Origin of the sequence: Klebsiella sp. G-Nf4, assembly GCF_002810615.1 — a bacterium.
GTDB lineage: Bacteria > Pseudomonadota > Gammaproteobacteria > Enterobacterales > Enterobacteriaceae > Klebsiella > Klebsiella variicola.
In genome coordinates this window covers 512,070-538,574 of record NZ_PION01000001.1, presented here as the reverse complement: position 1 = coordinate 538,574, position 26,505 = coordinate 512,070, and the positions used below count along the sequence as shown (strand labels likewise).

Sequence of the window (26,505 nt, the reverse complement as noted above, 5' to 3'; positions counted from 1 at the left end):
GCATCGATTCCCAAAAATGGGGAGTGATGTTGGGGCATTGCATGGCTTTGGTGCAGGAAAACGCAGAGCGCATGCGCCGACATTCTGCGGATTTGCCACGAACGTTTCCCACGCACCGCGATGACCCATTTGCACCGCCTCAGTGCCGCACATTCCCCATGAAAAACCCCGTCATATGCCACCTTCTCGCCTTATCCATATGAATATAAAGCACTATTTTAACTGGCACGTTTAATGCTGTGCGCTTGTATACCGCGATGTGGACAAGATCGTATGCCGTATGGCCACAACACGTCGTCACTCTGCGGTCGCCACCTTCCCCTTTCTGTGAGGCATCCAGGGTGGATGCGTTTCACGGAAGCCTGCTTACTGAAAACGGAGAACAACATGACGACACTCAGTGAACCGTTGGTCACCCCGAAATATGGCAAATGGCGCCAGCTGGTGCTGGGCTTGATCTGTATGGCCGCCATTTCCAGTCCGCAATATGTCTGGACGCTGCTGACAAAACCTCTGGCCGCCAAACTGGGCGTGGGTTTGCCAGAATTGCAGGTCACCTTCTCCCTGCTGATCATCCTGCAGACCTTCTTTTCCCCTTTTCAGGGGCGGTTAGTGGAAAAATTTGGCCCACGGCGGCTGATCGCTATTGGCACGGTGATGGCGGGAATGAGCTGGGTGCTTTCCGCACAGGTGAATGGCCTGGCAACGCTCTGGCTGGTTTATGGCTGCATGGGCGGCCTCGGGACCGGGATCGTCTACATCGGCGTTGTCGGCCTGATGGTCAAATGGTTCCCGCAGCAGCGGGGGTTTGCCGCCGGCGCGGTGGCGGCGGGCTACGGGATGGGGGCCATTATAACCACCTTCCCCATCTCCCTGTCGCTGACCACTAACGGCATCGAACACACGATGACGACTTTCGGGATCCTTTTCGCCCTCGTCGGCTTCCTCGCCAGTCAGGGGCTGAAGCTGCCGCCGCCCGCTGTCTCTCAGCCCGTCAGTCAGACGGTGGCGCAGAGCAGCAGATCGTTTACTTCCCGGGAAATGCTGCGCCAGCCGCTGTTCTGGCTGATGTTCGCCATGATGGCGATGATGTCGACTTCCGGGCTGATGGTCACCTCGCAGATGGCGGTGTTCGCCGAGGATTTCGGCATTAGCCAGGCGGTGGTGTTTGGCATGGCGGCGCTGCCGCTGGCGTTAACGATAGACCGCTTCACCAACGGCTTAACCCGGCCGCTTTTTGGTTTTATTTCCGACCGCTTCGGCCGCGAGCAAACCATGTTTATCGCCTTTGCGCTGGAAGGCGTGGCGATGATGCTCTGGCTGGCGTGCCGGGAAGATCCGCTGCTGTTTGTCCTGCTCTCCGGGGTGGTCTTCTTTGGCTGGGGGGAGATCTTCTCCCTCTTCCCGTCGACACTCACCGATACGTTCGGCAGCGAGCATGCCGCCACCAACTATGGCTGGTTGTATATTTCTCAGGGCATCGGGTCAATCTTCGGCGGCCCGCTGGCGGCACTGCTCTATCAGTACACCCACGGCTGGCATGTAGTCTTCAGCTGCGCGATTGGCCTTGATTTTGTCACCGCCGCCCTCGCGCTGTGGGTGCTAAAACCGTGGCGCGCGCGCTTTATCCGCCAGCACAGCTAACTGCAGCGCTGACAGAAGTGACGGCTCGCCCGTCACTTCACGGATATTCGCTGCGCAGCAGCGCGTACAGGTACTCATCGCCCCACTCGCCTTTAAAAAAGATATTCTGCCGGTAATGAGCCTCGCGACGAAAGCCCAGCCCTTCAAGGAGTTTGATCGCGCCGGAATTGCGGGTATCAACCACCGCCATCAGCCGGTGATGGGCTAACTGTTCAAAGAGTAAGGCCATCACCGCCCGCATGGCTTCCCGGGCATACCCCTGATGCTGATACACCGGGGAAAAGGTCATCCCCAGCTCGGCCTGTCTGCCCTGATCGAAAAAGTGGATCCCCACATCCCCCGCCAGCGCACCGTTGGCCTGGATCTCTACGGCAAGCTGGAACCAGCTCTCATCCTCAGCAAAGGCCAGCGAACGCTGTTGTTCATAGAAGGCTGTCGCCTCTGTCATGCCATAGTGGGTCCAGCTCTGAAAGCGGGCCACCTCCGGCAGGTTGCGATAATGGCTGAAAGACGGCAGATCTTCCGTTCTGAACCGGCGCAGCAGCAGCCGGGGCGTGGTCAGGGGTAATATCATCTCTTCTCTTCTTCTTAATGAGACAGGCAATCGCGGGGCCATCTTAACCTGCGCAGCCTCAACCCAGCCATCGCACTTCCTTGTCAATTTAATATAAAGTTAAATTTCGATATTAAAATTTCACAAACCGATAAAACATTACAATAACAAATACGAAAAACAGGGGAACAAGCCAGAGAGGCGTCTTTGGAAAAAAGAGCCCTTGCGCCACGGCGAAGAGGATGGTCAATACAGCTGGGCCATAATTTGAAATTAACGACCGGAATATTCTTCGCAGCAATCTTTTAATAAGATTCATCATAGTTATCGGATCATCCTTGTAATGATGTCTGTAATACCCTCATTCGATGCCTGTCCTTCTGTAACCGTCTCAGACTTCAGAAATAATGGCTATCAGAAAGTACATCATTCACAGCTTATGTGTATAAAGGTCCGAATAATACGCCGGTTCGGAAACATTAGGACATGACTTGTGCAAGTCTACGCAATCTTGTTTTTATTGAGGAAACCGACACCGCATAAACCGCGGCTGATTTACTTTTTGCCCGTCTGGCGGCAAGATCCGGCATAATGCACCGCTGTCGCAGGACGGCCGTGTCACCGGCAGTCGTGGCAGCGAACCATTCAACAGGAAAACGCATGAAGCCAAAACAAGCGGACATTCTCCGCCACGCCAGCGCGCTGTTTAATCGCGAAGGATATCAGTCGCCCAGCATCGAGCGGATTGCTGAACATGCCGGCATCTCCAAAATGACCTTCTACCGCTATTACGCCGATAAAGAGGCGCTCATTCTGGCTATCCTCAAGCAGAAAGAGAGCGAATTTATGCAGGATTTGGCGCAGATCACGGCGGATAAAGCCAGCGCGCGGGAGAGGCTGTTTGCCGTGTTCGACTACTACCATCGCTGGTTTACCTGCGACACGTTCCACGGCTGCATGTTTACCCGCGCGCTGTTTGAATATGGCGCGTCATCGCCGGCGATCCGGGAGCAGTGCTCCCGGTTCAAGTCGCTCCTCTGGCAGTTCTTCCGCGATATCCTCCTGCAGGTGTTAAAACCGGAACCTGCCGAGCGGGTCGCCATGATGATGGTGATGCTCATCGATGGCGCCATCGCTGCACAGCAAGCCGAGTCCGCCGAATGCCGGGAGATCCCACCGGGGATCACCGCCTGGAGCGCGGCCAAAGCGCTTATTTACTCAGAAGGCGGTACGCTGTGAGATGATGCGCTGCCGTCCAGTGACTGCAGGGCCGCCAGCAGGCAATCATAGTAATCGTTGCAGGTTTGCAGGCGCAGCGCGGCGCCAAAGTAGACCTCCTCCATCGCCGCCGGATGTTTTTTGCCAATCGGCACAATCACATTGTTCAGCCAGCCATCCGCATGACCGATATCGACGGTGATATGTTCGGCATAATAATGCACATCGCGATCGGAAAGCCCAATCCGCCGACAGCCCGCCACCAGTTTTTCATACTGCGGTGGGTCGAGCAGCTCGGTCATCGCCATGACCCCCAGCGATTTGTAATAATGCTGACGGTTTACGCCGCCCAGCATAAAGGCGTTATACCCGGCCAGGCCCGGCCAGTCGTACAGGTGGGCAAAATGATTGTCCGGCAACGCGATATTCCGCCGCTTCAGTAAATCCTTATACAGATTGACGTGGGTGATCTCAGTGCTGCCCTGACCTATCTCATCCCACAGATTTTGCGCAATCTCCGCGCGGGTTTCTGGCAGCGAACCCACCAACCCCATCGCCACAAGATCGAAGAACAGCAGATTCAGCGCGCTGTCGCTTTTGAAGAAATAGTCGATCTGCGCCGCGGAGGCCTCGCTGGCAAGGAAATCGAACAGCGGATGATGAGACGCCGGGTGCTGCTGGCATAAGGCGCGCAGTTCGTCGACGATATTGCCGGCGTTAAGCACCGGTCTCTGGCGATGGAAACGTTTGCTTTCCGCCCGCAGCCACTCAGACTCAATGTAATTTCTGATCCCGGAGAGCAGCGGATGAAACTGATTGGCTGCCGCTGGCGAGAGCGGGTCGGCAAGCCAGGACTGATAGAGGATGAACAGCGCATGGTGAGCGCGCTTTTTGGCCTGTGGATCGTCAGCGGAGAAGGCGCGGATGCAGGTATTCTCAGTCAGATGCCAGGCTCTGTCGGCGACCAGCGGGTTGGCCGTCAGCTTCAGCGACAGCGCGTTGCTGTGCAGTAGCTGGTCAATTAACTCATCCAGTGCCAGCCTGGCCATCACCGCGGTCTGGTCACTACCAATGACCCCATTTTCTGTGTTACGCATGAATTTGTCCCTGTGAAATGCATGGCGACTATACGGTATAGTACCGTTAACAACGCGGCAACGAAAATTTATGGATAACGAATATCACATTGTAAAATATGGTTTTTTAATAAATAACAAAAAGACCACTATAAAAATATTGATATTATAAAATTATTAAAGTTACCATCTGGTACAGTGATAAGCGACGCAAGGAATCAGCATGCCCTATTTATTACTGACGCTGGCCGCCCTGTTCTGGGGGGGAAATTACGTGGTCGGTCACGTGCTGGTCCAGGGCGTGGATCCGATCCTGATGACAGAAGCGCGATGGGCGTTGACGGCGCTGTTACTGGGCCTGCTCTACCACCGGCAAATTGCCGCCAGCCGCCAGCTGCTACGGGATAACGCGCCGGCGGTGCTGGTGTTAACCCTCTGTGGCCAGGTCAGCTTCCCGCTTACGCTCTATATTGGCCTGCAAACCACCTCCGCCCTTAACGCCGCCATCTATATGTCCGCCACGCCGAGCATGGTGCTGCTGATTAACTGGCTGATTTTTCGTGACCCGGTATCGGCGCGCAACTGGCTGGGGGTCATTTTCAGCACCCTTGGCGTGATGATCCTGTTATTCCAGGGGAACCCACTGCATGCCACCTCGCTGCATACCTTTTCCGTCGGCGATCTGTGGGCCATGGGGTCGGCGCTGAGCTGGGCGCTCTACTGCTCGCTATTACGTCTGAAGGATCGCCGGATCCCGGCGAATGGCTTTGTCGCCGTCAGCTCGCTGCTCGGCGCCCTGATCCTGCTGCCCATCGTCATCTTCTGGCTGATGCGCCACCCGGCGCAGGACTGGGCCGCCTGGCACGAGCCGTTTTTCCTCAGCGGCCTGGCGTATCTGGTGATTTTCCCGTCGTGGCTGGCCTATCTGTTCTGGAACAAAGGTATCGCTGCGATTGGCGCCACCCGGGGAGAAATTTACACCCATATCATCCCGCTCTCCGGCGGGGTGTTGAGCATCCTCTTCCTGCATACCCAGCCGCATGCCTGGCATCTGTTCAGCGCCCTGTTTATCATGGTGGGGATTGGGATCTGCTCGCTGGAGAAACGCCAGGCGGCGGCAATTCGTCTGCGCGGCTAACGTACGCTACCGGGCGCCTGACGACACCCGGTAGCAGAAGTTAACGGCTGGTGGAGAGCGGCTGACGATGCCCCGCTCCTGCGGGCTGAATCACCCGTCCCTCGCGACCAAAGAAGGTCAGGACGGTAATGACAATCGCCACTGTACCGGCCACCAGGGCCATCGCCAGACCGTAGTTATGCCCATGATGCTGGGCGATTGACGCCTGGAGAGTGGCATTCACTGACGCCAGCAGATTACCCAGCTGATAGACGAAGCCAGGCAGCACCGCCCGGGTGTTGGCCGGGACCAGTTCATTAAGCCATGTGGGGATCACCCCCCAGGCTCCCTGCACCATAAACTGCATCAGAAACGCCCCCGCCCCCAGCGCCAGCGAGCCGCTGGCGAAAGCCCACAGTGGAATGACCGGCAGCGCCAGCAGGGCAGCGATCATAATCGCTTTGCGTCGGCCAATCTTCTCCGACAGCGAACCGAAGAACACCCCACCCATAATCGAGGCAATGTTGTAGCAGACGGCGATGATGCTGACCGTTTTAGGCTCGAAGCCGTGCTGAACCTTCAAAAAGACCGGGTAGAGATCCTGCGTCCCGTGGGAGAAAAAGTTAAAGGCCGCCATCAGTACCACCAGGTACAGGCACAGCTTCCAGTGGCTACGTAGCACCGGCAGCAGCGCCGTACTCGCTTTACTTTGCCGGGCCGCCAGCCAAACCGGGGATTCCTCGACGCAGAAATAGATAAACGGCAGCAGCAGCACCGGCGCGGCGCCAATCACAAACATCCCGCGCCAGCCGAGATGTTCAAACAGCAGGCCGTAGGCAACGGCCGCCAGCAAATAGCCGAAGGGATATCCCGCCTGGAACAGACCGGACATCAGGCCACGCGAGCGGTCGGGGATCGTCTCCATCGCCAGCGAAGAGGCCACGCCCCAGATCCCGCCCATCGCCACGCCATACAGCACCCGCAGCAGAAAAAACAGCAGCAACGACGGCGCGGCGGCGGAGAGCAGCTCAAAGGCGGAGAAGAAGACGATATTCAGCATCAGAATGGGTTTGCGGCCATACTTTTCCGCCGCCCTGCCGAAAATCAGCGCGCCTATCGGCCGCACGGCCAGGGTAAGCAGAATCGCCAGGGTGACCTCTTCAAGGTCGACGTGAAACGAGTGGGCGATATCGCTCAGTAAAAAGACCAACAGAAAGAAATCGAAAGCATCGAGCGTCCAGCTTAAAAAACTGGCAATCGCCGCGTTGCGCTGTCGTGAAGTCCAGCCATGCATCTTGTCATCCCTATCCCGACGGCGTTGCCGGGAGCTTGCGCGGCGTCCGGCAGAGCAAGCTGGTGTCACCGCTTATGTAAATTGTTTGTATAGAAAGTTGCTCTTTTGTTAATTACACCCTTTTTCCGACCGTCGGCAAGTTTATTAGCCTGCTAATTTGTTTCAAATTGCGTGTAGCGGCCCACCGGATCGGCAATTTTCGACCAGAATTAAAGATAGGCTGGCGTCAATGAAACGCTGTCCATGCCGCATCCGCCCACAGGAAGGGAGAGAATCATGAAGAGAGTTGCCATCGTCGGCGTGGGGCCGACGGGGATTTACACGTTCTATGAACTGGTGAAGCGTGGTGAGCCGCTGGCGATCACCCTGTTTGAAAAAGAGGCGCAGGCCGGGGTGGGTATGCCCTACAGCGATGATAATACGGCGGCGCAAATGCTGGCCAACATTGCCAGCATTGAGATCCCCCCTATCGACCTGACCTATCTGCAATGGCTCCAGCAGCACAGCGACGCCTGGCTGGCGGCGCGCGGTCTCGAGCGGCACACGCTGCATGAGCGCCAGTTTCTGCCGCGGGTGATCCTCGGCGAGTACTATCGCGACCGTTTTCTGTATCTCACTGAGCGGGCACGGGACGCCGGCTTCATCGTTAGCGTATGTGAATCCTGTGAAGTGACGGATATTGCCGTCCAGCCCGCCGGGATCGCTATCCATACCGATAGCGCGGCAGAACCGGTTATCGTCGACCTGGTGGCGATAGCCACCGGCCATCTGTGGCCTGAGGAAGAGCGCGCCAGTCGACAGTACTTCCCCAGTCCGTGGACCGGGCTGATGGACGCCCGGATCGCGCCCTGTCGGGTCGGGATCCTCGGGACCTCCTTAAGCGCGATTGATGCCGCCATCGCCGTGGTGGCCCAGCATGGTGTTTTCCATACTGAGAACGACAAAACGACCCATTTTACCCTCCATCCCGGCAGCGAGGCACTGGAGATAACGCTGATGTCGCGCAGCGGGGTGCTCCCGGAAGCCGATTTTTACTGTCCGATCCCATGGGAGCCGCTGGAGATCGCCACCCCTGCCGCCCTTGAGGCGGCTGTCGCCCGGGGCAGCGATGGGCTGCTGGATCGGGTATTCGAGCTGGTCGTCCAGGAGCTGGAATATGCCGCCCCGGCCTGGTGCGAGGCGACGGGGCTGCGCCAGCTAACGCCTGACAGCATCGCCGACGCCTGGTTTGCCGACCGTCTCACCCATGATCCTTTCCACTGGGCGCAACGCAATCTGCAGGAGGTGGAGCGCAATAAGCGCGAACACCATACGGTGCCCTGGCGCTATGCTATTCTCCGCCTGCACGAGGCGATTGAAAGCGTGGTGCCGCAGCTCAACGACGAGGACAACCGCCGATTCCGGCGCGGGCTTGCCCGGGTGTTTATCGATAATTATGCCGCCATCCCGCCGGAATCCATTCGCCGGCTGCTGGCCCTATACCAGGCCGATATTCTGCGTATTGTGGCGCTCGGCGAGGATTATGACCTGCAGCGCGAGTCTCACCGAACGCTGATTGTTCATCATCAGCAGCGCTGTGAATTCGATGTGTTTATCGATGCCCGCGGGCAACAAGCGTTGAAAACCCGGGATCTGCCCTTCCCATCGCTGCGCCAGCAGCTGCTGGCCTGCGGCGACGACATTCCGGACGTCGGCGATGACTACACGCTGCAGGCGCCCGAGACGCTGCGCGGACGGGTCGCTTTCGGCGCCCTTCCCTGGCTGATGCACGATCGTCCCTTTGTGCAGGGGCTGACGGCCAGCGCCGAGATTGGCAGCGCGATGGCCCGCGCCGTGTCGCAGCAGGCGACGGGCCGCCGGCGCCGCCTGTGGTTTATCGAATAGCGGGCTGCTTAAACGCAATATCCGAATAAAGGGGGGCAAACAGGCGTGCTATAAACAGTGACTGTTCGCCCCCATGCAAGACCCTGTCTAACTTTTACGAGGTACTCATGAGCCATCTTTTTAGCGCGACGCGTATTGGTCAGCTGGCGCTGGATAACCGCATCGTTATTGCCCCCATGTGTCAGTACTCTGCCGACGAGGGTAAAGCCACCTCCTGGCACCGGATCCATCTTGGTCAGCTGGCTTTCTCCGGCGCCGGCCTGTTAATTCTCGAAGCCACGGCGGTAGAGCCGGCGGGACGTATCTCACCGGGGGATCTGGGTTTGTGGGATGATGAAACCGAAAACGCGCTGCGCGCGGTGGTAGAGGATATTCGGGCCTGGTCGCCGATCCGCCTGGGGATCCAGCTAGGGCACGCCGGACGCAAAGCCTCCTGCGCGGCCCCGTGGCAGGGTGGTCATCAGCTGGCCCTCAACGAGGGGGGCTGGCAAACCGTTGCCCCCTCCGCCGTGGCATTTCACGATGGCGACCGCGCCCCCGCCGAGCTGAGCCTTGCCGATATGGCGCGCATCAAAGCGGCGTTTGTCGCCAGCGCGTTGCGCGCCCAGCGTCTGGGCTTTGAGCTGATTGAACTGCACGCCGCCCACGGCTATCTGCTGCACCAGTTTCTCTCGCCGCTCAGCAATCAGCGCCGTGATGAGTACGGCGGTTCGCTGGAAAACCGTCTGCGCTATCCGCTGGAAGTGTTTAACGCGATCCGCGAGGTGGTGGGCAACACCATGGCGGTGGGCGTCAGGCTGTCGGCGACCGACTGGGTCGAAGGCGGCTGGGACGTGGAGCAGTCCATTCAGTTCAGCCAGCAGCTGGAAGCGCTGGGCAGCGACTACATTCACGTCTCCAGCGGCGGCTTGTCGCCGCAGCAGTCGATCACCGTCGGACCGGGTTATCAGTTGCCATTCGCCCACGACATTCGCCAGCAGGTTGCCATCCCGGTGATTGGCGTGGGGCTGATCACCGACCCGCAGCAGGCGGAAGCGGCGCTGGAGGATGGCGATGCCGACCTGATCGCCCTCGCCCGTGCGGTACTCTACGATCCGCACTGGCCGTGGCACGCTGCGGCCAGCCTCGGCGCCCAGGTTCGCGTCCCTTCGCAGTACCTGCGCTCGGAGCCGCACGGCCTGAAAGGCACCCTGCTGCCAAACCGTTGAACCCGCGGCGGGTATAAAAAGGGGTATCGGAAGATACCCCTGAGCAGGATGTTATTGCAGTCGACGTGCCGGGCGGCGGCGGCGCCTTGCCCGGCCTACAAAAGGGTGATACCCGGTCATTGCGCAGCCAACCCGCTCCCTGCGTAGGCCCGCGCAAGCGCAGCGCAGCCGGGCAATCTATCAGGCTCCGCTCCCTATATTTCCGGGCGCGGGTCCGGCAAACACCGCGAGTTACTGCTGGGCGGCCGGTGGCGTGGTGTTCTGTTTGTCCGCCGCGATACTGTCCTGGATGGCTTTGGTTTTGCTCGCCGCCTCCGCCGAGAGCTGATTGGCGTCGCCGATGGCGTTGTCTTTGATCTGACCCGCCTCTTTGACTATGCGGTCACTTTCCTGCTTTGCGTTCTGCTTCACGGCATCGGCCTGGGCTTTCGCCTGCTGGGCGATGGCATCCGCTTTCTTGTCCGCCTCCGCCTTGATGGCGCTGGCCTGATCCTTCAGGCGGTCGGCCTCGGCGTCAGCCTGGCTTTTCAGCGTATCGATTTGCTTATCCGCATCCTGTTTAATCGCCTGCGCTTTGTCCGCCGCGGCATCCTTCATCTGCTCCGCATTATCTTTGGCCTTATCCAGTTTGTTATCCACTTTCGACGCATCGTCGCAGCCAAACAGGGTCAGACACAGGGCGGAAGCAAGCAGTGTTTTATTCCAGAGTTTCATCAGCATTCCCTTACAGGTTAAGTCGTTATCCAGCTTTGTGATTCATTGCCTTAATAGCATTCACATTTTATATATAATCGCTCAGTCGGCAGAGTCAAGCCGACACCGATCGATCCAGCGTCGCCACCAGCCCCTGCAGCCAGTCGGCAAAGACCCGCACCTTATGCGACAGATGCCGGTGCGGATAGAGCAGCGACAACGGTCGACGCGGCGCCGGGAAGTCCGGCAAAATTTCCACCAGTTGCCCGTTGTCGATATAGGGTTGCAAAAAGAAACGCATCCCCTGCAGCATCCCCAGCCCCGCCAGCCCGGCGGCAGTAAAGACTTCAGAGTTGTCCAGCACCAGTTTACCGGGGATGGCGATCTGCCTGATGCCCTCCGGGGTCTGGAATCGCCAGGGCATAATCTGCCGGCTGCTGCTGTTCACCCAGTTCACCGCCAGATGCGACTGCAGGTCCTCCAGCGTCGCGGGCGCCCCATAGCGCGCCAGATAGCCCGGACTGGCGCAGGTGGTTAACGCCACCTCCCCCAGCGAACGCGCCACATAGTCGCCATCCTCAAGATCCCCCACCCGCAGCAGGCAATCCAGACCATCGCGCAGCATATCCCGGCGTACGTCGGAGCTGCTGAGGACAATCTCCACCTCCGGATGGGCCTGATAAAAATCCGGCAGATGCGGGATCACCAGCAGCCGGGCAAAGGCGATTGGCATATCGACGCGCAGCTGACCGCGGATCGGCCGGTCCGGCGCGAACGACTCCAGCAGATCGTCGGCCTGGGAGAGCAACGGTTTGCTGCGGCGATAAAACTCTTCCCCCTCCGGCGTGAGATACAGACGCCGGGTGGTGCGCTGCAGCAGCCGGACCCCGCTCTCCTGCTCCAGCTGCTGCAGCGCTTTGGTCACCGCCGGTCGGTGGACCTGCAAATTTTCCGCCGCCTGGGCAAAACTGCCGGCATCGACGATTTCAATAAAGATTTTAATATTCTCAAACAGATTCATTTGCATAACGGCCCGTCTCCCGCCTCATCGCCTGCTCACATTATTACTAATTTAATAATAGTGATGAAAGTTTTTGCTCATTTTTTAAAACAATAAAGACGCCTACACTGCCCTCATTGCCGCATCGCTGGGGCGAAGAAATTTATAACTTATTAACATACAAGGAAAAATATCATGCAATCCAACCGCGTCGCCCGCATTCTGGGTATTGAAAAACCGGTGGTCCAGGGGCCGCTCTCCTGGCTTACCGATGCGCGTCTGGTGGCGGCCGTCGGCAACGCCGGTGGGCTTGGCGTGCTGGGCCCGAACGCCGGACTGACGGCGGCAACCGCCGTCTCCACCCCGGAGGCCACCGCCGAGAAAATGCGCGAAGAGATCCGCAAAACCAAACAGCTGACGGAGAAACCCTTTGGCGTCAACCTGATCCCGACGGCGGAAAACGACATCTGGACGCCGGCGATCCTGCCGGTGATCAAAGAGGAAGGCGTTAAGGTGGTGGTCTACACCGGCTACGGCGATGGTTCGTTAAAACCGGCGCTGTTCGACGAACTGAAAGCCGCCGGGATCACCATTATCTATCGTGACATCAACCCGACGCCGGAGAACAGCCGCCGCGCGGAGCAGGCCGGAGCGGATATTATTGTCGCCACCGGCTTTGACGAAGGCGGCACGCTGCCGGGTACCGCCCTCGGGACCTTCACCATCGTCCCGCTGATCGTTGACGCGGTACAGCGGGTTCCTGTCATGGCCGCCGGGGGGATCACCGACGCCCGGGGGGCGCGCGCCGTTCATGCCCTGGGGGCGGAAGGCGTCTTCGCTGGTTCGGTATTCATCAGCACCATCGAAAGTCGGGTTCCCGACTCGGTGAAAGCGAAAATTGTGGCCGCCAACGGTCTGGATCTGCGCCTGTTCCGTACCCTGCCGGACTACTACCGCGCGCTGCCCGGCAAACTGATCGACACACTGGTGGCCATGGATCGTGCCGGCGCCTCAAAGGCCGAGCTGGCCCAGGCGATGGGCGGTCTGCGCGGGATGCGGCTGGGCATGCTGGAGGGGAATACTGATGAGGGGTATATCTCGGTGGGCGCGGGGATTGGCAACATCCATGCCATCACCTCCGTCGCCGAGGTGGTCAACCAGCTGGCGGTGTGAAGCCGCCAGCCGGGGCACCGCAACCGGCGCGATCAGGCGTCGGCCACCTTCTCTACCGCCCGGGAGAAAGCGTCGATAGCCAGTCCGACGTCGGCGGCGGTGACCGACTCCGCCGGGTGATGGCTGACGCCTCCCAGGCAGCGCACAAACAACATGGCCGAAGGCCAGCGCTCGGCGATGGCGATGGCGTCATGCCCTGCGCCGCTCGGCAGCGTCAGCGAACGCCCCTGCACCGCCACCACCGCCTCGCTCAGCACCGCCTGCAGGTGACTGTCGCAGGCGGTGGCGGCGATGCGATAATACTCCTCGGCGGCGAAACTCAGCTGGCGACGCCCGGCAATGGCCTGCGCCTCACCCAGCAGCTCATCCAGCAGCGCCGTCAGCGGCGCATCCTGCGGGCCGCGAATATCCAGCGTCAACTGCACCTCGCCCGGTATCACGTTCACCGCGCCCGGCGCACAGCGCAGGGTGCCGACCGTCGCCACAAGGTTACCGCCGCGCTGCCGGGTCAGGTTTTCCACCTGCACCATCCATTCCGCCGCCGCGGCGAGGGCGTCCTTGCGATGGAGCATCGGCACCGTGCCGGCATGGCCAGCTTCGCCGGTAAAACGGCAGTTCAGCCGTCGGGCCCCGTTAATCGCCTCCACCACGCCGAGCGCCAGCCCCGCCTGCTCCAGGCACGGCCCCTGCTCGATATGCAGTTCCAGATAGGCGGCGATATCCTGCGGATGACGGGCCGCGTGGCCGATCCGCGCCGGATCGAGTCCGGCATTCACCAGCGCCTGGGCGACGCTCACGCCGTCGGTATCGCACTGTGACAGCCAGCTTTCAGGCCAGGTGCCGGTGACGCCGCGGCTGCCGAGCAGGGTGATGCCAAAGCGGGTGCCCTCTTCATCGCCAAAGCCGACGATCTCGATTGCCTTTGTCAGCCGTCGCCCCTGCTGGTGCAGACGCTGGACCACCTCAATCGCCGCCAGCACGCCGAGCATGCCGTCGTAGCGCCCGGCGTTGCGCACGGTGTCAAGATGAGAACCCAGCAGCACCGCCGGCGCCCCCTCCTGTTGTCCTTCATAGCGTCCGCAGATGTTGCCGACGCTGTCCTGCCACACCATCATGCCGGCAGCCTGCATCCACTGGCCCACCAGCTGGTTGGCCTGCAGATGTTCGGGTGACAGATAGACCCGGGTCAGGGCATCGGCGGTTTCGCTGAGGGTGGCCAGCCGATCGGCGCGGGCCATCACCCGGCTGGCAGCCGCTTCTCTCTCCGCCTGCTGGCGGGCGGTATCACTCATAGGGTGGCCTCGGTGCGGTAGTGATCCCAGGCCGCCTGCATCGCCGCGCCCTGAGTGGTGGTGAACTTGAGGTAGTTCAGGACCGCTTCCAGCGCGCTGAGCGTCTGCATCACGCAGTCTTTACGCGCGTTATAGCCCATGGTGCCAATGCGCCAGACTTTACCGTGCAGCGGGCCAAACGAGGTGCCAATTTCAATGCCGAAATCTTCCAGCATCAGCTTGCGTACCTGATCGCCGTTGACCCCGTTGGGGATCACCACCCCCAGCACGTTATTCATTTTGTGCCGCAGATCGCCAAAGGTCTCGAGCCCCATCGCCTGGATGCCCTTCAGCAGCGCATCGCCGTGCAACTTGTGGCGGGCGATGCCGTTGTCGAGTCCCTCCTGGAGGATCAGGCGCGCGCACTCCCGGGCGGCAAACAGCGCCGAGGTCGCTTCGGTATGGTGGTTAAGGCGCTCCGGCCCCCAGTAATCCATCACCATGCCGAGATCGAAATAGTTGGAGTAGATCATCTCGTCGACGCCATCGTGGTGGGCGTCGGTGCGGATCCCCTGCTCAATGCAACGACGGCGGCGGATGACCTCTTCCATCCGCGGGCTGAGGGTGATGGGCGACGTGCCGGAAGGACCGCCCAGGCACTTCTGCATCCCGGCGGACACCGCGTCCAGCTGCCAGGCGTCGGTTTCCAGCGGGTTGCCGCCGAGCGACGCGGTGGCGTCGGTATAGAACAGCACATCGTGACGACGGCAAATCTCCCCCAGCTCCGCCAGTGGCTGCAGCATGGTGGTGGAAGTATCGCCCTGCACGGTGAGCAGCAGGCGCGGGCGCACGCGCTTAATCGCGTCCTCAACCTGATCCGGCGTAAAGACCTCGCCCCACGGTACCTCGATGGTGTGCACCTCTGCCCGGCAGCGACGCGCGATCTCGCACAGCAGATGACCAAAACGGCCGAACACCGGCACCAGCACCTTGTCACCCGGACGGATCGCCGACACCAGAATCGCTTCGATCCCGGCGCGCGAGGTGCCGTCGACCAGCATCGTCCAGCGGTTTTCGGTGCGAAACACGCCGCGGTAGAGCGCCATGACTTCATTCATATAATGGGTCATCGCCGGATCGTACTGGCCAACCAGCTGGCTCGACATGGCGCGCAGCACGCGCGGGTCGGCATTGATCGGCCCCGGGCCCATCAGCAGGCGCTGCGGCGGGTTAATTTGCGAAAACTGAGTGATATCCATCTGCCATTCCTTACGTTAGTTAAGACCGCGCACCGAGGAGATAAACTGTTTCAGTTCGCTGGTCTGCGGGCTGGCGAACAGCGTTTTGCTGTCGCCCTGCTCCCAGACGCGTCCCTGATGCATAAACACCACGCGGTCGCCCACTTCGCGGGCAAAATTCATTTCATGGGTGACGAGGATCAGCGTCATACCTTCCGCCGCCAGTTGCTCCAGCACCTTCAGCACTTCACCCACCAGTTCCGGGTCGAGTGCCGAGGTGATTTCGTCACAGAGTAAAACTTTCGGCGACATAGCCAGCGCCCGGGCAATGGCCACGCGCTGCTGCTGGCCGCCGGAGAGATTGGCCGGATAGTAATCCAGACGGTCGCCAAGACCGACCTTCTCCAGCATCCGCTGCGCCAGTTCCCGGCATTCGGCCTGGGACTTCTTCAGCACCCGCCGCGGGGCCAGCATGACGTTCTCCAGCGCCGTCATGTGCGGGAACAGGTTAAAATTCTGGAACACCATGCCGATGGAGCGGCTGATCTCCCGGGCCTGTGAATCGCGGTCGGTGATGGTCATGCCCCCGAGCTTGATACTGCCCTCCTGGTAGCCCTCCAGACCATTGATACAGCGCAGCAGCGTGCTTTTACCCGAGCCGCTGCGGCCGATGATCGAGATCACTTCCCCCATGTCGATATCCAGATCGACGCCCTTCAACACATGGTTGTCGCCATAGTACTTCTGCATCTGATTAATGGTGATGAGAGGCATTGAATTTGTTCTCCAGATAGCGGCTGTAGCGGGACAGCGGATAACACAGAATGAAATAGCCCAGCGCCACCAGGGCAAACACTTTAAACGGCTGGTAAGTGACGTTGGTCAGCATCGTCCCGGCCTTGGTCAGCTCCACAAAGCCAATAATCGATGCCAGCGCCGTGCCTTTGATCACCTGTACGGCAAAGCCCACCGTCGGCGCGATGGCAATGCGCAGCGCCTGCGGCGCCACCACGCGGTACAAGGTCTGGCCGAAGCTCAGCCCGAGACACCGCGAGGCTTCCCACTGGCCTTTGGGCAGCGCGCGAATGCTGCCGAACCAGATATCCAGCAAAAAGGCGCTGGTGTAGAGCGTCAGAGCGACCGAGGCGGCGGTCCACGCCGAGACGTCAATGCCGAACAACGCCACGCCAAAGAATGCCAGAAACAGCTGCATCAGCAGCGGCGTCCCCTGAAACAGCTCAATGTAGCCGCGGATCAGCCGTTTCACCTGGCGTCCGCCGGTGAGGCGCAGCAGCAGTAACGGTAAGGTCACCAGCGCCCCGCCGGTGAACGCGACCAGCGACAGCAGCACCGTCCAGCGACCGGCCAGCAGCAGGTTGCGGATAATGTCCCAGTCAGTAAAAGTGGTCATCAGGCCTGTACCCCCAGCCATTTACGCCCCGCCGCCATCAGCAGCTGGCGCATCGCTATCGATAACGCTAAGTAGATCCCGGTGGTCACCAGATAGACCTCAAAGCTCAAAAATGTCCGCGACTGGATCAGGTTGGCGGCGAAGGTCAGCTCCTCATAGGAGACCTGCGACACCACTGACGAGCCGAGCATCACAATGATGCACTGGCTGACCAGCGCCGGGTAAATCCGCTGCAGCGCCGGGGGCAGTACGACGCGAACGAAGGTTTGCGTCCGGCTAAGCCCGAGCACGCGACCGGCTTCCCACTGGCCCTTCGGCGTCACCTGAATACCGGCGCGGACGATCTCGGTGCTATAGGCGCCGAGGTTAACCACCATCGCCAGCAGCGCCGCTTCACCGGCGGTCATCTTCAGTCCAAGGTTCGGTAAACCAAAGACGATAAAAAAGAGCTGCACCACAAACGGCGTGTTACGGATGATTTCCACATATCCGCCCCATACCCGGCTGAGCATTCCCGGGCGCCCGCTGCGGATCGCCGCCCCGAGGATGCCGATCGCCAGTCCGCCGATCGTCGCCAGCACCGTCAACTGTACCGTCACCCACAGGCCGGCCAGCAGCTCCGGCCAGTGCGGCCAGAGCTCAGAGAAATGAAGTTGCTCCGTCATCCCCAGACCTTACGCGCCGAGGCTGGCAGGCAGTGGCGCTTTCAACCACTTCTCAGACAGACCGTTGAGGGTGCCGTCCTTAATGCCCTGCTCGATGAGGGTATCCACTTTCGCCTTCAGCGCCGGTTCGTTCTTTTTCAGACCGATAAAGCACGGCGAGTCCTTCAGCATAAAGCTCGGCACCGGCGCTTTGTCGGCGTTCTGCCGGGAGATGGCCGCCACCACCAGGTTTCCGGTCGCGACATACTCCACCTGACCGGACAGGTAAGCCGACAGCGTGGTGTTATTGTCCTCGTAGCGCTTAATCTGCGCTGCCTGCGGCGCCACGCTGGTCAGCACCATATCTTCCACTGCCCCACGGGTCACCCCGATGCTTTTACCGCTCAGCGCGGCCGCGTCCTTCAGCTCCGCCCCTTTCGGGCCAAACACGCCGAGGAAGAACGGCGCGTAGGCGCGGCTGAAGTCGATCACCTTCTCGCGCTCGGCGTTCTTGCCGAGGCTGGAGATCACCAGGTCCACCTTATCCGTCTGCAGATACGGCACGCGGTTGGCGCTGGTCACCGGTACCAGCTGCAGCTTGAGCTTCATCGATTTCGCCAGATAGCGCGCCATATCGATGTCATACCCCTGCGGCTGCAGGTCGGTACCCACCGAGCCGAACGGCGGAAAATCCTGGGGTACGGCAATGCGGATGACACCGCGTTTTTCAATATCCTGGAGCTGGTCAGCCTGCGCGGCAGAAACAGACGAAAGGAGACAAGCGGCCCCGGCCAGTGCAATCAACAGTTTCTTCATGATGTTTACCCGTTACGTTAGCATGAAACAAAAGATTCTTTGAATCTGATTTTGCAACTAATGTGCCAGATACAGACGAGGCGAGGGTTGGCGAGGAATTAAAACAAAAAGTGAGAAAGGACAAGCGTTAACGGGAAAGTGTTCAGAGAGCGGCGGCGCCATCACGTGGCTTTTCGTGCACCATAATGATGCACAGCACCACGCTGGCGCCCCATCAGCGTTGTTCCAGCTCGTCCAGCTGCTGATAAAGCGTGGCAATATCGTGGATGCGCGGACGACCACTGTCGAGCGTTTCATGCAGAAAGGCATTGGCCAGCAGATTGATCAGGCTGTTGACCGAGGCATAGCTGTCGTAGGCCGAGACGCTGTCCAGCGGCGCGCAGAGCTGCCAGCGGGAGAGCGGAAACAGGCTATGGGCCTGCGGCTCGCACATTAACAGGACCGGCACCCCGTCGCGCTGCAACTGCTGCAGCAATGGGCGTACTATTCGCGGCCGGCGGCGAAACGCCATCATCACCACCAGATCATCGGTGGTCAGATCGACCAGCTCTTCGCTAAGGCTCTGACCCGGCTGGGGCAGCACCAGCACCTGGCCGCGGGCCTGCAGCAGTTGCTGGCGCAGATGCAGCGCCGCCGGATAGGCGTTACGCATCCCCACCACCACGATGCGGCGGGCGGCCACCATCGCCGTCAGCGCCTCGGCGAACTGGCGGGCGTCGAGCGCGTTGACCCATTGGGTGAGGTTCGCCATCTCCTGCTTATAATGGCGCGCCAGCAGCGTGTTACCCTGCACCGCGTCGCGCTGGTCGGTCAGCGGCATACCGCTCTGGCGCAGGGTGCGCAGTTCATCGCGCATATCCTTATATTTGTCATAGCCGAGGCGCTTGAACAGCCGGCTGACGGTGGCTTTCGACACGCCGCTCAGCTGCGCCAGCTCGGCGCTGTTGTAGCTTATCAGGTCGTCAAAGTGGTCAAAGATGAAATCCGCCACCCGCTGCTCCTGCGGCGACAGCGAGGCGTATTGCCCTTTTAGTCGTTCATCGAGTTGTTGCATAGCGCCCCTGTAACTTTCGTTTCATCATCCATCCCTCATCATACTGTATCTGCTATGCCTTACACATAGCGTGCCAGTGGGAAAATTCTGGTCATTGTTTTTATCAATGAAACGAAACGTTCAGAGATGGAACAGCTTTTGCAGTGTTCTGCGGGTGATTCGTTCAGAAAGGATAATTTATGCACAGTAGCAACGTTTCGACCCACGGCATGGCGGTGGCCCCCCACCACCTCGCCAGTCAGAGCGCGCTGGCGATCCTGCGCGAGGGCGGCAGCGCCATTGAAGCGATGGTGGCTGCCGCCGCGGCCATCGCCGTCGTCTATCCCCATATGAATGGCCTCGGCGGCGATGGCTTCTGGCTGATCGTGCCGCCTGAGGGAGACCCCATCGCCATTGACGCCAGCGGGGCGGCCGGGTCGCTGGCGACCCTCGAGGCCTACGCCGGACAGCGGCATATTCCCCACCGGGGACCGCAGGCCGCGCTGACCGTCGCCGGCACCGTCAGCGGCTGGGACGAGGCGCTGCGTATTTCACGGGACTTAACCGGCCGCGCGCTGCCGGTGGCCCGCCTGCTGGCCGATGCGATCGGGTATGCCGAAGACGGCATTCCGGTCACCGCCTCGCAAGCCCACGCCACCGCCAGCAAACTGGAAGAGCTGCGCCATCAGCCAGGCTTCAGTGAAACCTGGCTGGTATCGGGCGAGGCCCCGCGGCCCGGCAGCCGCTTTCGCCAACCCGCCCTCGCCGGCACCCTGCGCCTGCTGGCCAGCGACGGTCTCGACAGTTTCTATCGCGGGCCGCTGGCCGAACGTCTCGCGCAGGGCATGGCCGCGCTGGGGATGCCGATCACCCTCGGCGACCTGCAGGCCCACCGCGCCCGGCGTCCGGCGCCGCTGACGCTCCAGCACCAGCAGGGCACGCTGTGGAATCTTGCGCCGCCAACGCAGGGCCTGGTGTCGCTGGCGATCCTTGGCATCACCGACCGCCTGAACATGGCCGATGCCGATGACGCGCAAACGGTGCACCGTATCGTCGAAGCCACCAAGCGGGCATTTGCCCTGCGCGATGCGCATATCACCGATCCACGCCATCTGGATGTGGATGTGCAGGCGTTGCTCACCCCGGAAGCCCTGCAGCCGCTGGCCGAGAGCATCGACGACGCCAGCGCTTCCCCCTGGGGCCGCGGCAAAGGCCCGGGCGATACCGTCTGGATGGGCGTCGTGGATAACAGCGGACTGGCAGTGTCGTTTATTCAGAGTATCTATCACGAGTTCGGCAGCGGCGTGGTGCTCCCGGACACCGGGATCGTCTGGCAAAACCGTGGGGCCGCCTTCAGCCTCGATCCGCAGCATCTCCTGGCGCTGGCCCCTGGCAAACAGCCCTTCCATACCCTCAACCCTGCCGCCGCACGCCTGAACGATGGCCGGGTGATGGTCTATGGCTCGATGGGCGGCGATGGTCAGCCGCAAACTCAGGCAGCGCTGTTTACCCGCTATATCCTGCAGGGGGTGCCGCTGCAGGAGAGCATCTCCCGTCCGCGCTGGCTGCTGGGCCGCACCTGGGGCCAGTCCTCCGACTCACTGAAGCTGGAGGGACGCTTTGCCCCTGCCTGTATCGCTCGCCTGCGCGAGCTGGGGCACGAAGTGGAAGTGCTGGCCGATTTCAGCGAAGCGATGGGCCACGCCGGCGCCATTGTCCGCCATCCCAACGGCCTGCTTGAAGGGGCTACCGATCCACGCAGCAACGGCGCCGCCGCCGGATACTAAGGAACAGACCATGACCACACAGCCAGACTGGAGCGAGTATCTGACGCAGATGACTCACCTGTTGCACCTGGAGCTGGATGCACCCTGTCGTGAGGAGCTGGAGCGCCAGTTTACCCGCATCGCCGCCATGGCGCAGCCGCTGATGGACTATCCCCTCGGGCCGCGCGAGGAGATTGCGGGGGTGTATAAAGCATGACTCTTCATCACTTCACCATTGCCGAGCTCCAGCGTGCGCTGCACGATGGCGAACTCAGCGCCCGGGAGATCGCCCGCCAGACGCTGGACGATATCGCCCGCGTGAATCCGCAGATCAACGCCTGGACCGAGGTCACCGCCCAGCGCATGCTGGCGGAGGCCGACAGCATCGACGCCCTGCGCCGGGAAAAGCGCCCCCTGCCGCCGCTGGCAGGCATTCCCTATGCGGTAAAGAATCTGTTTGATGTCGCCGGGCATACCACCCTCGCCGGGGCGGAACTGCTGAGCGACCGGCCGCCGGCGACCAGCGACAGCTGGGCGGTGCGCCAGCTGCACAGCGCCGGCGCCCTGCTCAGCGGGATGCTCAATATGGACGCCTACGCCTACGGCTTTACCACTGAAAACAGCCACTATGGCGCGACGCGCAATCCGCACGATCTGTCGCGGATCGCCGGCGGATCTTCCGGCGGTTCGGCCGCAGCGGTGGCGGCCGGGCTGGTTCATTTCAGCCTCGGCAGCGACACCAACGGCTCGATCCGCGTCCCCGCGTCGCTGTGCGGGATCTTTGGCCTGAAACCCACTTTCGGCCGCCTTTCGCGCTCCGGCAGCCATCCGTTTGTCGCCAGTCTGGATCATATTGGTCCCTTTGCCCGCCGGGTGGCCGACCTCGCCGCGGTGTATGACGCCCTGCAGGGGCGCGACCCGGCCGATGACTTTCAGGCTGATAAAGCCAGCGAGCGCACCGGCAATCTGCTGGAGCGGGGGCTGGAGGGGTTGCGCTGCGCGCGGCTGGGCGGCTATTTCACCACCTGGTGCGATGACGACGCCCGGGCGGCCGTGGATCGGGTCGCCCACGCGCTGGGCGCCGACAGCGAGCTGCAGTTCGCGGATGCCGCGCTGGCCCGCTCGGCGGCCTTTATCATCAGCGCCAGCGAAGGCGGCAATCAGTACCTGGCGGATCTTCGTCACTCGCCAGAGCGTTTTGAACCCCACTCCCGCGAGCGGCTGCTGGCCGGGGCGATGATCCCCTCCGCATGGTATCTGCAGGCGCAGCGTTTCCGCCGTCATGCTCGCCAGGCGATGAAATCCCTGTTCAGCCAGGCCGACGTGCTGATCGCCCCCGCTACCCCATGCAGCGCCACGCCGATAGGCGCGGAGGAGATGGTGATTAACGGCCAGCCGCTGCCGGTACGCGCCAGCATGGGAATGCTAACGCAGCCGATCTCCTTCCTCGGCCTGCCGGTGGTGACCGTCCCCCTGCGCACCGCCAGCGGCAAGCCGATTGGCCTGCAGCTGATTGCCGCGCCGTTTAACGAACAAGCCTGTCTTCGCGCCGCGCGGGCGCTGGAAGCGATGGGCATTACCGATGCCCGAGTGGCGGAGAGTGCAGCATGATCAATCTGGATAATGTAGACCGCCCGGCGATCCTCGCCGAGGTGACGGCGGCGTTTTATCAGTATGAAGAGGCGCTGGTCAGCAATAATATCGAGGCGCTGGATGCGCTGTTCTGGCACGACCCGCGCACCGTACGGCTGGGAGCCGGCGAAAATCTGTATGGCATCGAGGCGATCCGCGCCTTTCGCGCCGCCCGCCCCACCGCCGGTCTGGCCCGCGATCTGCGCCATACCACCATTACCACCTTTGGAGCGGATATGGCGGTGTGCAGCACCGAGTTTACTCGCGAAGGCAGCGCGCGCCTTGGCCGCCAGCAGCAGACCTGGGTACGCTTCCCCTACGGCTGGCGGATTGTCGCCGCGCAGGTCAGTCTGATGGACTGAGTGGCGTATACGGGAGCGGGCCGGGGGAATAAGGTATCCACCGGCCCGCTCCCGGTCCGGTAACAAGATCATTACCCACCATATCGATTTCTATCATTATTAAAATACTTCATCCGCCATCAGCGATTTTTATCTCTTATTACGGCAAAGCAGGAATAAGGTGGCGGCGGAGACTGTCCCTCTTTTCGGCATTCAAAGGAGAAACGACGTAGCGGAACGGGAGCGGCTTCTTCCCAGGGTACTATGAAGAGTAACTTGCATTTTGATAGTGACTATGTCAATTTGCTGGCAAAAGCCACCTGGTTACTGGACAGCCCATGAAAAATGAACCGCTTTGCCACGCTCCCTGCCCCATTGCCCGCAGCCTTGGCCGCATCGGCGACAGCTGGAGCATCATGATCCTGCGCGACGCCTTCGCGGGCTTTACCCGCTTTGACGAGTTCCAGAAAAGCAGCAACGTCGCGCCCAATATTCTGTCGCGCCGCCTGAAGGCGCTGGTCGACGACGGGCTGCTGGAGAAGGTTTGCTACAGCAGCACCCCGCCGCGCTACGAATACCATCTCACGCAAAGCGGCCGCGATTTTCGCATGGTATTGCTGGCGCTGGCGGAATGGGGTAATCGCCACTTCGCTCCCGAAGGCCGTCAGATGCAGCTGGTGGAAACGGCAACCCAGCGGCGGGTGGATCCGATCATGGTCGATAAAGCAACCGGGGAAGAGATTATCCCGGGTAAATACACCATGGTACCGGGGCCAGCAGCCTCGCCGATGATGAAATACCGTCATGAATATCTGCAGCGCAAACGCGAAGGCGATAGCGGGCAAAAATTCCAGCCTGAACCCTACAGAGAGGCCAGCAATGAATCCGGCCAGTAAGAAAAGCGTCCTCGTCCTGGCGGCACTCGGCGTCGCCGCCCTGGCGGCAGCGAGCTACGGCGCTTACTGGTGGCATACCGGGCGCTTTATGCAGACCACCGATGATGCCTATGTTGGTGGCGACATTAGCGCCATTTCCAGCAAAGTCTCTGGCTATATCCAGCAGCTGGCGGTGCAGGACAACATGGCGGTGAAAAAAGGCGACCTGTTGATCCGCATTGACGACCGCGATTATCGCGCCTCGCTGGCTAAAGCCGTCGGAGAAGTGGCGGCGCAGCAGGCCGCGCTGGCCGATATCCTGGCCACCCGCCAGCTACAGCAGGCAACGATTGCCGGCTCTGCGGCCTCGTTACTGGCCGCCACGGCGGCATCCGAAAAACTGGCTAACGACAACCGACGCTATAACGCCCTGGCCGCGTCGAGCGCGATTTCCGCACAGATCCGCGATAACGCCTCCGCCGATTACCGCCGGGCGCACGCCGAGCAGGAGAAGGCCAAAGCGGATAAAACCGTGGCCGAACGTCAGCTGGCGGTGCTGGATGCTCGCCAGCAGCAAACCCTGGCTGCCCTGGCACAGGCCCAGGCTAACCTCGAGATGGCCAGGCTGAACCTCAGCTATACCGACATTCGCGCACCGTTCGATGGGGTGATTGGCAACCGCCGCGCGTGGTCCGGCTCGTTCGTCAGCAGCGGTACGCAGCTGCTCTCCCTGGTACCCGCGCACGGCCTGTGGATTGACGCCAACTTCAAGGAAAACCAGCTGGCGCATATGCGTGCCGGTCAGCCGGTGACCATCGTCGCCGATGTGCTGCCGAACCATACCTTTAAGGGGCATGTCGCCAGCCTGGCGCCGGCGACCGGCTCACGCTTCAGCATTCTGCCCGCAGAGAACGCGACGGGCAATTTCACTAAAATCGTGCAGCGGGTACCGGTCCGCATTGCGCTGGAAGGTGACGGGGCAAAGCTTGACGTCCTGCGCCCGGGACTGTCGGTGATCGTCACCGTGAACGAGAAGAGCCCTCGATGAGCACCGTTCAGGCGCTGTCTGCCCCGCAGGGACTGTCGATGCCGACGGCAAAGAAGATCTTCGCCTTCGCCAGCATGTGCGTGGGGATGTTTATCGCGCTTATCGATATCCAGATCGTCTCCGCCTCGCTGCGGGATATCGGCGGCGGCCTGTCGGCGGGCGACGATGAAACCGTCTGGGTACAAACCAGCTACCTGATCGCCGAGATCATTATTATCCCGCTTTCCGGCTGGCTGGCCCGGGTCATGTCGACCCGCTGGCTGTTCGCCGCTTCCGCGGCGGGCTTCACGCTGATGAGTCTGCTGTGCGGCTGGGCGTGGAACATCCAGAGTATGATCGCCTTCCGCGCCCTGCAGGGACTGGCGGGCGGGTCGATGATCCCTCTGGTGTTCACCACCGCCTTCGCCTTTTTTCAGGGCAAACAGCGAGTCATCGCCGCGGCGACGATCGGCGGCCTGGCCTCCCTCGCCCCCACGCTGGGTCCGACGGTGGGCGGCTGGATCACCGAAAACTACAACTGGCACTGGCTGTTCTTCATCAACGTTGTTCCGGGGATTTACATCGCGGTGGCAGTGCCGCTGCTGGTGAAAGTGGACAGCGCCGACCCCTCGCTGCTGCGCGGCGCCGACTATCTCAGTATTCTGCTGCTGGCCTTGTCCCTCGGCTGCCTGGAATATACCCTTGAAGAAGGTCCGCGCTGGGGCTGGTTTGATGACGCGACCCTGACGACCACCGCCTGGGTCGCCCTGCTCTGCGGCGTGGCCTTTGTGATCCGCACCCTGCGCCATCCGCAGCCAGTGATGGATCTCCGGGCCCTGCAGGACCGAACCTTTAGCCTCGGCTGCTATTTCTCGTTTATGGCCGGCGTCGGCATCTTCGCCACCATCTATTTAACCCCGCTGTATCTCGGTAGCGTGCGCGGTTTCAGCGCGCTGGAGATCGGCCTGGCGGTATTTTCCACCGGCCTGTTCCAGGTCATGTCGATCCCGTTTTATTCGTGGCTCGCCAACCGCGTCGACCTGCGCTGGCTGTTGATGGCCGGGCTGATCGGCTTTGCGGTGTCGATGTATAGCTTTGTCCCGATCACCCACGACTGGGGGGCGGACCAGTTGCTGATCCCACAGGCGTTTCGCGGACTGGCGCAGCAGTTTGCCGTCGCGCCAACGGTGACCCTGACGCTGGGCAGCCTCCCGCCCGCGCGCCTGAAGCTGGCCTCCGGGCTGTTTAATCTGATGCGCAACCTCGGGGGGGCCATCGGCATCGCCCTGTGCGGGACGGTGCTTAATGATAGAACCAATTTGCACTACAGCCGCCTGGCGGACCATCTGAATAACGCCAACCTGGCGATGAGCGATTTTGTTCAGCGCAGCGCGGCAAACTTCGCCGTTCAGGGACTCTCACCGGATGCCGCGCAGACGGCGGCACTGAAAAATCTTTCCGCACTGACGCTGCGGGAGGCGCGAACTCAGGCATTTTCCGATGCTTTCTACCTCATCATGATGGGTTTTTTGCTTGCCGCGCTGCTGGTTCCCTTGATGAAAAAGCCGCCGGCACACTGATACTACAGGAG

The 26,505-nt window shown here is 61.0% G+C and carries 26 protein-coding genes and 1 pseudogene; 14 read left to right on the top strand and 13 right to left on the bottom strand.

Translation table 11 applies throughout. The features are described from left to right. The first annotated feature begins 345 nt into the window (after positions 1-345). Positions 346-1,644 carry an oxalate/formate MFS antiporter gene (oxlT, locus tag CWM57_RS02665; RefSeq protein ID WP_074385825.1) on the top strand — a complete coding sequence of 433 codons (1,299 nt, stop codon included), beginning with the start codon at positions 346-348 and terminating at the stop codon, positions 1,642-1,644. A gap of 37 nt (positions 1,645-1,681) precedes the next feature. Here oxlT and CWM57_RS02660 read toward each other — a convergent pair whose 3' ends face one another. Then, on the bottom strand, positions 1,682-2,260 hold the full coding sequence (locus CWM57_RS02660) for a GNAT family N-acetyltransferase (protein ID WP_165784126.1): 579 nt from the start codon (positions 2,258-2,260) through the stop codon (positions 1,682-1,684). Positions 2,261-2,330: 70 nt separating this feature from the next. Continuing rightward, a complete protein-coding gene (locus tag CWM57_RS02655) occupies positions 2,331-2,519 on the bottom strand; it encodes a hypothetical protein (RefSeq protein ID WP_074385823.1) in 189 nt (62 codons plus the stop codon). Positions 2,520-2,857: 338 nt separating this feature from the next. On the opposite strand from CWM57_RS02655, the gene CWM57_RS02650 reads away from it, so the two are divergent. After that, positions 2,858-3,436, top strand: coding sequence for a TetR/AcrR family transcriptional regulator (locus CWM57_RS02650; protein WP_100630477.1), 579 nt, complete (start codon positions 2,858-2,860; stop codon positions 3,434-3,436). Here the strand turns inward: CWM57_RS02650 and CWM57_RS02645 are convergent. After that, positions 3,412-4,512 (bottom strand): iron-containing redox enzyme family protein, encoded by a 1,101-nt coding sequence (locus CWM57_RS02645; RefSeq protein WP_100675570.1) that lies wholly within the window; start codon positions 4,510-4,512, stop codon positions 3,412-3,414. The genes CWM57_RS02650 and CWM57_RS02645 overlap by 25 nt on opposite strands. A 202-nt stretch (positions 4,513-4,714) precedes the next feature. Here CWM57_RS02645 and CWM57_RS02640 point away from each other — a divergent pair, with 202 nt between their 5' ends. After that, on the top strand, positions 4,715-5,629 hold the full coding sequence (locus CWM57_RS02640; RefSeq protein ID WP_100675569.1) for a DMT family transporter: 915 nt from the start codon (positions 4,715-4,717) through the stop codon (positions 5,627-5,629). A 40-nt stretch (positions 5,630-5,669) separates the two neighbouring features. Here the strand turns inward: CWM57_RS02640 and CWM57_RS02635 are convergent, their stop codons facing one another. After that, positions 5,670-6,902, bottom strand: coding sequence for an MFS transporter (locus tag CWM57_RS02635; RefSeq protein ID WP_100675568.1), 1,233 nt, complete (start codon positions 6,900-6,902; stop codon positions 5,670-5,672). A gap of 276 nt (positions 6,903-7,178) precedes the next feature. Here CWM57_RS02635 and CWM57_RS02630 point away from each other — a divergent pair, with 276 nt between their 5' ends. After that, positions 7,179-8,786, top strand: coding sequence for an FAD-NAD(P)-binding protein (locus tag CWM57_RS02630; protein WP_074385819.1), 1,608 nt, complete (start codon positions 7,179-7,181; stop codon positions 8,784-8,786). 107 nt (positions 8,787-8,893) lie between these two features. Continuing rightward, positions 8,894-9,994 carry an NADH:flavin oxidoreductase/NADH oxidase gene (locus CWM57_RS02625; RefSeq protein WP_100675567.1) on the top strand — a complete coding sequence of 367 codons (1,101 nt, stop codon included), beginning with the start codon at positions 8,894-8,896 and terminating at the stop codon, positions 9,992-9,994. Positions 9,995-10,225: 231 nt separating this feature from the next. Here CWM57_RS02625 and CWM57_RS02620 read toward each other — a convergent pair whose 3' ends face one another. Further along, positions 10,226-10,714: an E3 ubiquitin--protein ligase gene (locus CWM57_RS02620; RefSeq protein WP_077268384.1), complete on the bottom strand. Its 489-nt coding sequence runs from the start codon at positions 10,712-10,714 to the stop codon at positions 10,226-10,228. Positions 10,715-10,802: 88 nt separating this feature from the next. Beyond that, positions 10,803-11,708, bottom strand: coding sequence for a LysR family transcriptional regulator (locus tag CWM57_RS02615; protein ID WP_165784149.1), 906 nt, complete (start codon positions 11,706-11,708; stop codon positions 10,803-10,805). 174 nt (positions 11,709-11,882) lie between these two features. Here CWM57_RS02615 and CWM57_RS02610 point away from each other — a divergent pair, with 174 nt between their 5' ends. After that, positions 11,883-12,860, top strand: coding sequence for an NAD(P)H-dependent flavin oxidoreductase (locus tag CWM57_RS02610; protein ID WP_100675566.1), 978 nt, complete (start codon positions 11,883-11,885; stop codon positions 12,858-12,860). 32 nt (positions 12,861-12,892) lie between these two features. On the opposite strand, the gene hpxK is transcribed toward CWM57_RS02610, so the two are convergent. From hpxK to hpxU, 7 genes are all read right to left on the bottom strand, one after another. Further along, on the bottom strand, positions 12,893-14,152 hold the full coding sequence (gene hpxK / locus CWM57_RS02605; protein ID WP_100675565.1) for an allantoate amidohydrolase: 1,260 nt from the start codon (positions 14,150-14,152) through the stop codon (positions 12,893-12,895). Beyond that, complete coding sequence (locus CWM57_RS02600; protein ID WP_032740606.1) at positions 14,149-15,390, bottom strand: pyridoxal-phosphate-dependent aminotransferase family protein; 1,242 nt, start codon at positions 15,388-15,390, stop codon at positions 14,149-14,151. Before CWM57_RS02600 ends, hpxK begins: the two co-directional genes overlap by 4 nt. A 15-nt stretch (positions 15,391-15,405) precedes the next feature. After that, positions 15,406-16,143: an amino acid ABC transporter ATP-binding protein gene (locus CWM57_RS02595; RefSeq protein WP_004179947.1), complete on the bottom strand. Its 738-nt coding sequence runs from the start codon at positions 16,141-16,143 to the stop codon at positions 15,406-15,408. Next, positions 16,124-16,780 (bottom strand): amino acid ABC transporter permease, encoded by a 657-nt coding sequence (locus tag CWM57_RS02590; RefSeq protein ID WP_004179948.1) that lies wholly within the window; start codon positions 16,778-16,780, stop codon positions 16,124-16,126. Before CWM57_RS02590 ends, CWM57_RS02595 begins: the two co-directional genes overlap by 20 nt. After that, the gene (locus tag CWM57_RS02585) at positions 16,780-17,445 is read right to left on the bottom strand and encodes an amino acid ABC transporter permease (protein ID WP_004176117.1); all 666 of its coding nucleotides are present in this window, start codon (positions 17,443-17,445) and stop codon (positions 16,780-16,782) included. The genes CWM57_RS02590 and CWM57_RS02585 overlap by 1 nt, the downstream gene beginning before the upstream one ends. Positions 17,446-17,454: 9 nt before the next feature. Then, entirely contained in the window at positions 17,455-18,240 is a 786-nt protein-coding gene (locus CWM57_RS02580) for a transporter substrate-binding domain-containing protein (RefSeq protein ID WP_032754423.1), read from the bottom strand. A 214-nt stretch (positions 18,241-18,454) separates the two neighbouring features. Continuing rightward, positions 18,455-19,294 carry a MurR/RpiR family transcriptional regulator HpxU gene (hpxU, locus tag CWM57_RS02575; protein WP_100630485.1) on the bottom strand — a complete coding sequence of 280 codons (840 nt, stop codon included), beginning with the start codon at positions 19,292-19,294 and terminating at the stop codon, positions 18,455-18,457. Positions 19,295-19,473: 179 nt separating this feature from the next. Between hpxU and hpxW the strand changes: the two genes are divergently transcribed. From hpxW to CWM57_RS02540, 8 genes and pseudogenes are all read left to right on the top strand, one after another. Further along, positions 19,474-21,060 (top strand): oxamate amidohydrolase, encoded by a 1,587-nt coding sequence (gene hpxW / locus CWM57_RS02570; RefSeq protein WP_074385811.1) that lies wholly within the window; start codon positions 19,474-19,476, stop codon positions 21,058-21,060. 10 nt (positions 21,061-21,070) lie between these two features. Beyond that, positions 21,071-21,256, top strand: a complete 186-nt coding sequence (gene hpxX / locus CWM57_RS02565) for an oxalurate catabolism protein HpxX (RefSeq protein ID WP_100675564.1) — start codon at positions 21,071-21,073, stop codon at positions 21,254-21,256. Next, positions 21,253-22,650 carry an AtzE family amidohydrolase gene (locus CWM57_RS02560; RefSeq protein WP_061154539.1) on the top strand — a complete coding sequence of 466 codons (1,398 nt, stop codon included), beginning with the start codon at positions 21,253-21,255 and terminating at the stop codon, positions 22,648-22,650. Before hpxX ends, CWM57_RS02560 begins: the two co-directional genes overlap by 4 nt. Next, positions 22,647-23,033: an oxalurate catabolism protein HpxZ gene (hpxZ, locus tag CWM57_RS02555; protein WP_100675563.1), complete on the top strand. Its 387-nt coding sequence runs from the start codon at positions 22,647-22,649 to the stop codon at positions 23,031-23,033. Before CWM57_RS02560 ends, hpxZ begins: the two co-directional genes overlap by 4 nt. Before the next feature lie 201 nt (positions 23,034-23,234). Beyond that, positions 23,235-23,354: pseudogene (locus CWM57_RS27370) on the top strand (hypothetical protein); the annotation flags it as partial. Next, complete coding sequence (locus tag CWM57_RS02550) at positions 23,351-23,908, top strand: winged helix-turn-helix transcriptional regulator (RefSeq protein ID WP_074385807.1); 558 nt, start codon at positions 23,351-23,353, stop codon at positions 23,906-23,908. The pseudogene CWM57_RS27370 and the gene CWM57_RS02550, both read left to right, overlap by 4 nt. Then, complete coding sequence (locus CWM57_RS02545) at positions 23,892-24,935, top strand: HlyD family secretion protein (protein ID WP_100675562.1); 1,044 nt, start codon at positions 23,892-23,894, stop codon at positions 24,933-24,935. The genes CWM57_RS02550 and CWM57_RS02545 overlap by 17 nt, the downstream gene beginning before the upstream one ends. Then, on the top strand, positions 24,932-26,494 hold the full coding sequence (locus CWM57_RS02540; protein WP_074385805.1) for a DHA2 family efflux MFS transporter permease subunit: 1,563 nt from the start codon (positions 24,932-24,934) through the stop codon (positions 26,492-26,494). Before CWM57_RS02545 ends, CWM57_RS02540 begins: the two co-directional genes overlap by 4 nt. Positions 26,495-26,505 lie beyond the last annotated feature (11 nt).

Bases quoted from the DNA above. Each gene is read 5' to 3' on its own strand.
- CWM57_RS02585 (WP_004176117.1), bottom strand. From the start codon at position 17,445: ATGACGGAGCAACTTCATTTCTCTGAGCTCTGGCCGCACTGGCCGGAG.
- CWM57_RS02590 (WP_004179948.1), bottom strand. From the start codon at position 16,780: ATGACCACTTTTACTGACTGGGACATTATCCGCAACCTGCTGCTGGCC.
- CWM57_RS02600 (WP_032740606.1), bottom strand. From the start codon at position 15,390: ATGGATATCACTCAGTTTTCGCAAATTAACCCGCCGCAGCGCCTGCTG.
- CWM57_RS02550 (WP_074385807.1), top strand. From the start codon at position 23,351: ATGAAAAATGAACCGCTTTGCCACGCTCCCTGCCCCATTGCCCGCAGC.
- CWM57_RS02645 (WP_100675570.1), bottom strand. From the start codon at position 4,512: ATGCGTAACACAGAAAATGGGGTCATTGGTAGTGACCAGACCGCGGTG.
- CWM57_RS02655 (WP_074385823.1), bottom strand. From the start codon at position 2,519: ATGATGAATCTTATTAAAAGATTGCTGCGAAGAATATTCCGGTCGTTA.
- CWM57_RS02625 (WP_100675567.1), top strand. From the start codon at position 8,894: ATGAGCCATCTTTTTAGCGCGACGCGTATTGGTCAGCTGGCGCTGGAT.
- CWM57_RS02540 (WP_074385805.1), top strand. From the start codon at position 24,932: ATGAGCACCGTTCAGGCGCTGTCTGCCCCGCAGGGACTGTCGATGCCG.
- CWM57_RS02560 (WP_061154539.1), top strand. From the start codon at position 21,253: ATGACTCTTCATCACTTCACCATTGCCGAGCTCCAGCGTGCGCTGCAC.
- CWM57_RS02545 (WP_100675562.1), top strand. From the start codon at position 23,892: ATGAATCCGGCCAGTAAGAAAAGCGTCCTCGTCCTGGCGGCACTCGGC.
- CWM57_RS02620 (WP_077268384.1), bottom strand. From the start codon at position 10,714: ATGCTGATGAAACTCTGGAATAAAACACTGCTTGCTTCCGCCCTGTGT.
- oxlT (WP_074385825.1), top strand. From the start codon at position 346: ATGCGTTTCACGGAAGCCTGCTTACTGAAAACGGAGAACAACATGACG.
- CWM57_RS02595 (WP_004179947.1), bottom strand. From the start codon at position 16,143: ATGCCTCTCATCACCATTAATCAGATGCAGAAGTACTATGGCGACAAC.
- hpxZ (WP_100675563.1), top strand. From the start codon at position 22,647: ATGATCAATCTGGATAATGTAGACCGCCCGGCGATCCTCGCCGAGGTG.
- CWM57_RS02650 (WP_100630477.1), top strand. From the start codon at position 2,858: ATGAAGCCAAAACAAGCGGACATTCTCCGCCACGCCAGCGCGCTGTTT.
- CWM57_RS02610 (WP_100675566.1), top strand. From the start codon at position 11,883: ATGCAATCCAACCGCGTCGCCCGCATTCTGGGTATTGAAAAACCGGTG.
- CWM57_RS02580 (WP_032754423.1), bottom strand. From the start codon at position 18,240: ATGAAGAAACTGTTGATTGCACTGGCCGGGGCCGCTTGTCTCCTTTCG.
- CWM57_RS02630 (WP_074385819.1), top strand. From the start codon at position 7,179: ATGAAGAGAGTTGCCATCGTCGGCGTGGGGCCGACGGGGATTTACACG.
- hpxU (WP_100630485.1), bottom strand. From the start codon at position 19,294: ATGCAACAACTCGATGAACGACTAAAAGGGCAATACGCCTCGCTGTCG.
- CWM57_RS02615 (WP_165784149.1), bottom strand. From the start codon at position 11,708: ATGAATCTGTTTGAGAATATTAAAATCTTTATTGAAATCGTCGATGCC.
- hpxW (WP_074385811.1), top strand. From the start codon at position 19,474: ATGCACAGTAGCAACGTTTCGACCCACGGCATGGCGGTGGCCCCCCAC.
- CWM57_RS02635 (WP_100675568.1), bottom strand. From the start codon at position 6,902: ATGCATGGCTGGACTTCACGACAGCGCAACGCGGCGATTGCCAGTTTT.
- CWM57_RS02660 (WP_165784126.1), bottom strand. From the start codon at position 2,260: ATGGCCCCGCGATTGCCTGTCTCATTAAGAAGAAGAGAAGAGATGATA.
- hpxX (WP_100675564.1), top strand. From the start codon at position 21,071: ATGACCACACAGCCAGACTGGAGCGAGTATCTGACGCAGATGACTCAC.
- hpxK (WP_100675565.1), bottom strand. From the start codon at position 14,152: ATGAGTGATACCGCCCGCCAGCAGGCGGAGAGAGAAGCGGCTGCCAGC.
- CWM57_RS02640 (WP_100675569.1), top strand. From the start codon at position 4,715: ATGCCCTATTTATTACTGACGCTGGCCGCCCTGTTCTGGGGGGGAAAT.